The organism is Cytobacillus firmus (assembly GCF_023715565.1).
In the GTDB taxonomy this organism is placed as follows: Bacteria; Bacillota; Bacilli; order Bacillales; family Cytobacillaceae; genus Cytobacillus; species Cytobacillus firmus_C.
In genome coordinates this window covers 20,421-27,214 of sequence record NZ_JAMBOJ010000069.1, presented here as the reverse complement: position 1 = coordinate 27,214, position 6,794 = coordinate 20,421, and the positions used below count along the sequence as shown (strand labels likewise).

Genomic DNA, 6,794 nt, shown 5'->3' with positions numbered 1-6,794 from the left:
TGGAATTCATTATAAATATTCTTACTCATGAAAAATCCTCCGTCCTATTGATTAAATCTATTGAAACACAAAAAACCCCAGAAAGGGGCACTTTTTTATAAGTGTCCAGTATCTGGGGTATAGTTCATAGGGAGGCGGTTTTCTAAAGTCAAATGTAAGATAAATTCTCGAAGATGCCAGATAAATCTTAGAACATGTTAGATAAAAGAAGAATGATGCTAGATAAATTATGAAATGTGCTAGATATAATTGAAAACATGTCAGATATAAAAAATATAACAAAACTCTAAGGAGGAAATTACGCTTCTTCAGAAGAATATTTATATAGCTAATCGAAGGAGTGATGCTTTTGATCATGAAACATCGAACAATTCCAATAAGAATTCAGAAAAATGAAGTGCTTTTAAGAAGACTTTCGAAAAGTCATAAAGTTCGTGCTGAAATTGAGGAAGATCAGGCAAAAAGGTGGGCAGGATATCGGGGAGAAGTAGCTTTAGACTTTCATCTAAGCAAGCTGCCGGCCGGTGAATATATGATTTTTCATGGATTGCGATTGACAAATGGACAATACTTCTTCCAAATCGATACACTCATCCTCTCTTCGACATTCGCCCTCATTTTAGAAGTTAAAAATATCTCCGGAAAACTATACTTTGAATCACAGTTTAATCAAATGATCCAGACAACACATAATGGTGAACAAAAGGGCTATTCAAACCCAATCGAGCAAGCTAGCCAACAAGCAAGGGAATTAGAGAAATGGTTAATGAAACGCAGCATCCATCTTAGGGTCGAGTTTTGTGTTGTGATTAGCAGACCTTCTACAATCCTGCAATCGTCCTCAGAAAATAGTCTAATCCACCAAAAAATCACACATGTCCAATATTTAGTGAGCAAAATTTTAAAGTTAGATATGACAAGTAAACAAACCCAGCTCACAAACAAGGAGCTCAAAAAGATTTCTAAAACTTTTTTAAAGGAGCATACTCCTGAGAAAGTTGATATCTTAAATTTTTATAAAATATCACAAGATGAGATTATTAAAGGGGTTCTCTGTCCAGTATGCATCGCAGTTTCCATGAAAAGAATAGATGGTGTTTGGATATGCCCAAACTGCACATTGAAAAGCAGTGACGCTCATCTTAAAGCAGTAACCGATTTATTTCTATTAAATGGTGGTCAGCCGATTTCGAATCAGGAATTTCGAGATTTCCTTGAAGTAAACTCTCCTCATATATCTAGAAGGCTATTAAAATCCCTCAACCTCCCCCACACCGGCACAAACAAAGGCCGCCGCTACCACCCGCCTCCAAACTTCCACTTAATCTCCGAATTTAACACCATCATCGCTAGATCACCGCAATAACCCTTTAAAACATAACCGCGGCAAGATTTCCAATAAAAAAATACGATTGGAAATAGTATTGTAATTTCTTTCCTTCTCCATAGGCTTGTTCGTGTGATATACTACTTTAGTTACTAACATTTATGGAGGATTTCATGAGTAAAGACTCTAAAGCTAGACACCAAAAGGGAAAGTTACTGTCATTTATCCCGAATGGTGAGTACTATTTTTCCAAAGGGATTAAGGCGTACCACCGCAGGGATTTTCATAAAGCGAAGAAATATTTATTGCGGGCTATGCAGCTTGAGCCGGGTGAACCGATGATTGTCTGCCAGCTTGCGATTGTTCATTCAGAAATGGGTGAGTATCAGGAATCGAATGAGCTGCTTCATATGATATTGGAGGAGCTTGATGAGGATATGTCGGAATGTCATTATTTCCTTGCAAACAACTATGCTCATATGGGCTTATTCAAAGATGCTTACACGCATGCCAATACGTACCTGGAGTTGGATAAGGACGGAGAGTTTACGGAAGATACAGAGGATCTGCTGGAGCTTCTTACGCTTGAATCGGATGATCTGGATGACGAGCTGTACGAGCAGGATGATTTGATTATGAAGCAGGAACATGCACGGGAATTGCTGGAGTCCGGCCATTTTCCAAAAGCGGTTGAGATTCTGAATTCTGTTATTGATGAGTATCCGGAGTATTGGTCCGCATACAATAATTTGGCCCTGGCGTATTTTTACCTGGGAGAAGTACAAAAGGCGGCAGATATTTTAGAGAAGGTACTGGAAGAAAACCCGGGCAATCTTCATGCGCTTTGCAACAAGCTGGTTTTTGCTTTCTATGAGCGGGATTTCAGACAGGTGCGCCTGTTGAAAGAGGCTCTGAAAAAAATCAAGCCGCTTTCGGTTGAACACCAGTTCAAGCTTGGTGCCACATTTGCTCTGACCGGCGAGTATGAGGCTTCCTTTGCATGGCTTCGCAAGCTTCAGAAGAAGGGCTTTGAAGGGGACGGACCATTTTATTACTGGCTATCCTATTCCGCCTATTTCACAGGGCGTGAAGAGCTGGCGAAATCAGCTTGGAAGAAGGCAATTGAAATCAATCCGGAAAAAGAAGGCTTCGAGCCATGGAACGATGAAAAAGTAACCGGCAGTGGCTTTGAAGACCATTACTCTTCCATCTTAAAAAAGCTGGAAAGCGACTATATTGAAGAGCGGTTATTCGGACTCTTCCTAACATCGGTATCCAGCAGACGGGATGAAATACTCGTCTCTGAAGCAATTGTAGGAAACAATAAGTTCTCAGCTATAGAAAAGGATTACCTTTCTTACGTTAAAACTGAGCAGGAAGCGCCTGCCCAAGTTCAGGCTGCACACGAAACGGCCCGGCTGTTTTATGAAAACTTCCACCCGATCGGCACGGTGGAAGCAGGACTTTATTTAATGTGGTTTACTATTTTTGCAGAATTGACAAATAACCGGCAGAATATTAAAAACAAAAATGCCTGGGCTGCAGCTATTGAGTATGTCTGGCACAAGCTTCGCAACGAAAAGGTTTCCCAGTCAAAGATTGCAGGAAGATATGGCATTTCCGCTTCTACGATGGGTAAATATGTAAAATCGGTGAATGACCGCCTTCAGTGAGCAGATATTTGGACGGAACACGTGCCAATTTTATAGGATAACAGTAAGAAGGTCATACTATAATATGCGTACTTATAAAGTGTTTTATTAATTACTGGATTTCTGATTACTGAAGGAGTGAATCGCTGTGACTGAAGAAAAAATTTATGATGTCATTATTGCTGGTGCAGGACCGGCAGGGATGACTGCTGCTGTATATACATCTCGTGCAAACTTGTCTACTCTAATGATCGAACGCGGTGTTCCGGGCGGACAAATGGCCAATACAGAAGAAGTGGAAAACTATCCTGGTTTTGACCATATTTTAGGGCCGGATTTATCCACCAAGATGTTCGATCATGCGAAGAAATTTGGCGCTGAATATGCGTATGGAGATATTAAAGAAATCATTGACGGCGAAGAATACAAAACGGTTGTGGCCGGATCAAAGCAATATAAAACACGTTCAGTCATTATTACTACTGGTGCCGAGTACAAAAAGCTTGGCATTCCTGGAGAGAAGGAGCTTGGCGGACGCGGGGTATCTTATTGCGCGGTCTGTGATGGAGCATTCTTTAAAGGCAAAGAGCTTGTAGTGGTCGGCGGCGGTGACTCTGCTGTTGAGGAAGGCGTATATTTGACTCGTTTCGCCTCTAAAGTGACAATCGTTCATAGACGGGACCAGCTTCGTGCGCAGGCAATTCTGCAGCAGCGCGCGTTCGACAATGAAAAGATTGACTTCATCTGGAACACGACAGTGAAGGAAGTAAATGATAAGGACGGAAAAGTGGGAAGCGTAACACTTGTTTCTGCTGAAACCGGCGAAGAAAGAGAATTCAAGGCCGATGGTGTATTCATCTATATCGGCATGGTGCCTCTTTCCAAGCCATTTGAAAGCCTTGGTATCACAAACAGCAGCGGCTATATCGAAACAAATGAAAGAATGGAAACAAAGGTGGAAGGCATTTTTGCAGCAGGAGATATCCGCGAGAAGTCCCTTCGCCAAATCGTTACAGCTACAGGTGATGGAAGCATCGCTGCTCAAAGCGCCCAGCACTATGTGGAAGAATTAATGGAAAGCCTGAAAGCGAAGAAATAATTTATAGAAAAAATAGCCACTGGTTGAAAAGTTTTACAAAAAGTCATGGGGTTTTAATTCTCCTGTAACCTTGATGAAATAAAATTCGGGTAGTATAGGAATAGAAATTGACCCCCTTTTAAAGATATAATCCTTTTTAAAGCACAGGCCCATGCCTGTGCTCTTTTTTTTGCGTAAATACAGTATGATTTGAAGAAGTTTTTTAGAAACCTGTATTCATTGTGGCTCTAGGACAAAAATAGTATAATGAAAAGAATAATAAAAGTACGTTAGCCAGCCTTTGCTTTTATGAAAATGGCGGCAGCGGCATGATTTGGAAAATTAGAGGTGAAATGTGTTGCAGCGAGTCACGAACTGTGTGTTATTGAAAGACGACCAAGTATTGCTTTTACAAAAGCCGAGAAGAGGCTGGTGGGTGGCCCCGGGCGGTAAAATGGAGCCGGGTGAATCAGTTAGGGACTCGTGCATCCGTGAGTTCAGGGAGGAAACTGGCATCTACCTTCGCAATCCAAATATTAAGGGCATTTTTACGTTCATCATGAAGGATGGCGAAAAAGTTGTGCAGGAGTGGATGATGTTTACTTTTCTGGCTACAGCTTCTGATGGGCTGAACCTGGATGAATCAGAGGAAGGCAAGCTTCGCTGGCATCCGTTTTCAGAGATAAAGAATCTGCCGATGGCTGCCGGTGATTCGCATATTTTGGAGTATATGATTCATGGCCAGGGAATGATTTATGGAACATTTACGTATACACCGGATTTTGAATTGCTTAGTTACAGGCTGGATCCAAGCTGAATTTGACAGATACAGGGGGAAATAAAAATGAGTACGGGTGCAGTTAATGATACTCAAATGGTAATTATTACGGGAATGTCCGGGGCAGGGAAAACAGTAGCCATCCAGAGCTTTGAAGATCTTGGTTTCTTCTGTGTAGACAATTTGCCACCGACACTGCTTCCTAAATTCCTTGAACTTATGAAGGAATCCGGGAATAAAATGAATAAGGTGGCATTGGTGATGGATTTGCGTGGCCGTGAGTTTTTTGACCACCTATTTAAGGCGCTTGATGAATTGTCCGAGACATCCTGGGTCACTCCGCAGATTTTATATCTTGATGCGGATGATTCCACACTCGTCAGAAGATATAAAGAAACAAGACGATTCCATCCCCTTGCACCATCAGGTTTGCCTCTTGAAGGCATCAAGCTTGAAAGGGAGCTGCTCGAGGAATTAAAAGGCAGGGCCCGGCTGATTTATAATACTTCACAAATGAAACCGAGGGAATTGCGCGAGAAAATACTTACGGAATTCTCTTTGAATAAAAAAACCATATTTACGGTTAACGTCATGTCTTTTGGCTTTAAGCATGGAATTCCCATTGATGCCGACCTGGTATTCGATGTCCGGTTCCTTCCGAATCCCCATTATATTGAACATATGAGGCCGAAGACAGGATTGGATGCAGAGGTATCGGGTTATGTGCTGAAATGGACGGAAACCAGTAAATTCTTGGAGAAGGTTACGGAGCTGCTGAGCTTTATGCTTCCGCAATATAAGCGGGAAGGGAAGGCTCAATTAGTGGTGGCAATTGGATGTACGGGAGGCCAGCACCGTTCGGTAGCGCTGACGGAATACATTGCCGACTACTACAGCAAGGATTACAATACGGCAATTACCCACCGTGACATCGACAGGAGAAAGGAAAACATCAAATGAACCGACAGCCAAGAATCGTCATCATCGGCGGAGGAACAGGACTGCCTGTCCTCTTAAGGGGGTTGAAGCAGCACCCTGTTGATATTACTGCCATTGTGACAGTAGCCGATGATGGCGGCAGCTCAGGGAGATTACGGAATGATCTTCATATCCCACCGCCCGGTGACATCCGCAATGTGCTGGCGGCTCTTTCAGACGTTGAGCCGCTCATTGAGGAGATGTTCCAGCATCGCTTTGCGACTTCTAATGAATTGTCCGGCCACTCGCTTGGGAATTTAATTCTCGCGGCAATGACCTCGATTACCGGAAACTTTGTTCATGCAATTCAGGAAATGAGCAAGGTGCTAAACGTAAGGGGAAAGGTACTTCCTGCTGCGAACCAGAGTGTGGTCCTTCATGCTGAAATGGAAGACGGGACCATCGTATCGGGGGAATCAAAGATTCCATATTCCGGCAAAAAAATCAAGCGGGTGTTTTTAACTCCCAAAAATATTAAAGCCCTGCCTGAAACACTACAGGCAATCAGACAGGCTGACATGATCATCATTGGTCCAGGAAGCTTATATACAAGTATTCTTCCAAACTTGCTTGTTCCCAGGCTTGGACGTGAGGTCTGTCAATCGAAAGCGAAAAAAGTGTATATATGCAACTTAATGACACAGGCAGGCGAGACGCTCGACTATACAGCGAGTGACCATGTAAAAGCGCTTTATGCTCATATGGGCTGTGCTTTTATCAATACCATCCTGGTCAACAATGAAGAAATTCCTGCTCATATTCAGGAGCGGTACAGCGAGGAAATGGCAAGGCCTGTTGTGTATGATACGGGTGCACTTGCTGAATTGGGCCTTGATATTATGCACGGTGAAATTGTCAGCCACAAAGGCGGGATCATTCGCCATGATACCAAAGAAGTTGCCCAAATGCTTTATGATTTAATTTTACATGAAACCAATAGGCGTTTTAACGCGTAATATAAAGGTGTATAAGGGCTTTTGT

At 42.6% G+C, this 6,794-nt stretch carries 6 protein-coding genes; all 6 read left to right on the top strand.

The genetic code is table 11. The features are described 5' to 3' along the window. Positions 1-355 precede the first annotated feature (355 nt). The 6 genes from M3205_RS21475 to M3205_RS21450 all read left to right on the top strand — a co-directional run bounded on the left by M3205_RS21475 (position 356) and on the right by M3205_RS21450 (position 6,769). Positions 356-1,366 (top strand): nuclease-related domain-containing protein, encoded by a 1,011-nt coding sequence (locus M3205_RS21475; RefSeq protein ID WP_251171750.1) that lies wholly within the window; start codon positions 356-358, stop codon positions 1,364-1,366. Positions 1,367-1,500: 134 nt separating this feature from the next. Further along, positions 1,501-3,000, top strand: a complete 1,500-nt coding sequence (locus M3205_RS21470) for a tetratricopeptide repeat protein (protein WP_251171745.1) — start codon at positions 1,501-1,503, stop codon at positions 2,998-3,000. 127 nt (positions 3,001-3,127) lie between these two features. Continuing rightward, complete coding sequence (gene trxB / locus M3205_RS21465; protein WP_251171744.1) at positions 3,128-4,078, top strand: thioredoxin-disulfide reductase; 951 nt, start codon at positions 3,128-3,130, stop codon at positions 4,076-4,078. A gap of 337 nt (positions 4,079-4,415) precedes the next feature. Continuing rightward, positions 4,416-4,874, top strand: a complete 459-nt coding sequence (locus M3205_RS21460) for an 8-oxo-dGTP diphosphatase (RefSeq protein WP_251171749.1) — start codon at positions 4,416-4,418, stop codon at positions 4,872-4,874. A 27-nt stretch (positions 4,875-4,901) separates the two neighbouring features. Beyond that, positions 4,902-5,795, top strand: coding sequence for an RNase adapter RapZ (gene rapZ, locus M3205_RS21455; protein WP_251171743.1), 894 nt, complete (start codon positions 4,902-4,904; stop codon positions 5,793-5,795). Then, on the top strand, positions 5,792-6,769 hold the full coding sequence (locus M3205_RS21450) for a gluconeogenesis factor YvcK family protein (RefSeq protein ID WP_251171742.1): 978 nt from the start codon (positions 5,792-5,794) through the stop codon (positions 6,767-6,769). The genes rapZ and M3205_RS21450 overlap by 4 nt, the downstream gene beginning before the upstream one ends. The last annotated feature ends 25 nt before the right edge of the window (positions 6,770-6,794 follow it).

Excerpts from the sequence above, each read along its gene's own strand:
- M3205_RS21450 (WP_251171742.1), top strand. The coding sequence starts at position 5,792 with ATGAACCGACAGCCAAGAATCGTCATCATCGGCGGAGGAACAGGACTG.
- rapZ (WP_251171743.1), top strand. The coding sequence starts at position 4,902 with ATGAGTACGGGTGCAGTTAATGATACTCAAATGGTAATTATTACGGGA.
- M3205_RS21470 (WP_251171745.1), top strand. The coding sequence starts at position 1,501 with ATGAGTAAAGACTCTAAAGCTAGACACCAAAAGGGAAAGTTACTGTCA.
- M3205_RS21475 (WP_251171750.1), top strand. The coding sequence starts at position 356 with ATGAAACATCGAACAATTCCAATAAGAATTCAGAAAAATGAAGTGCTT.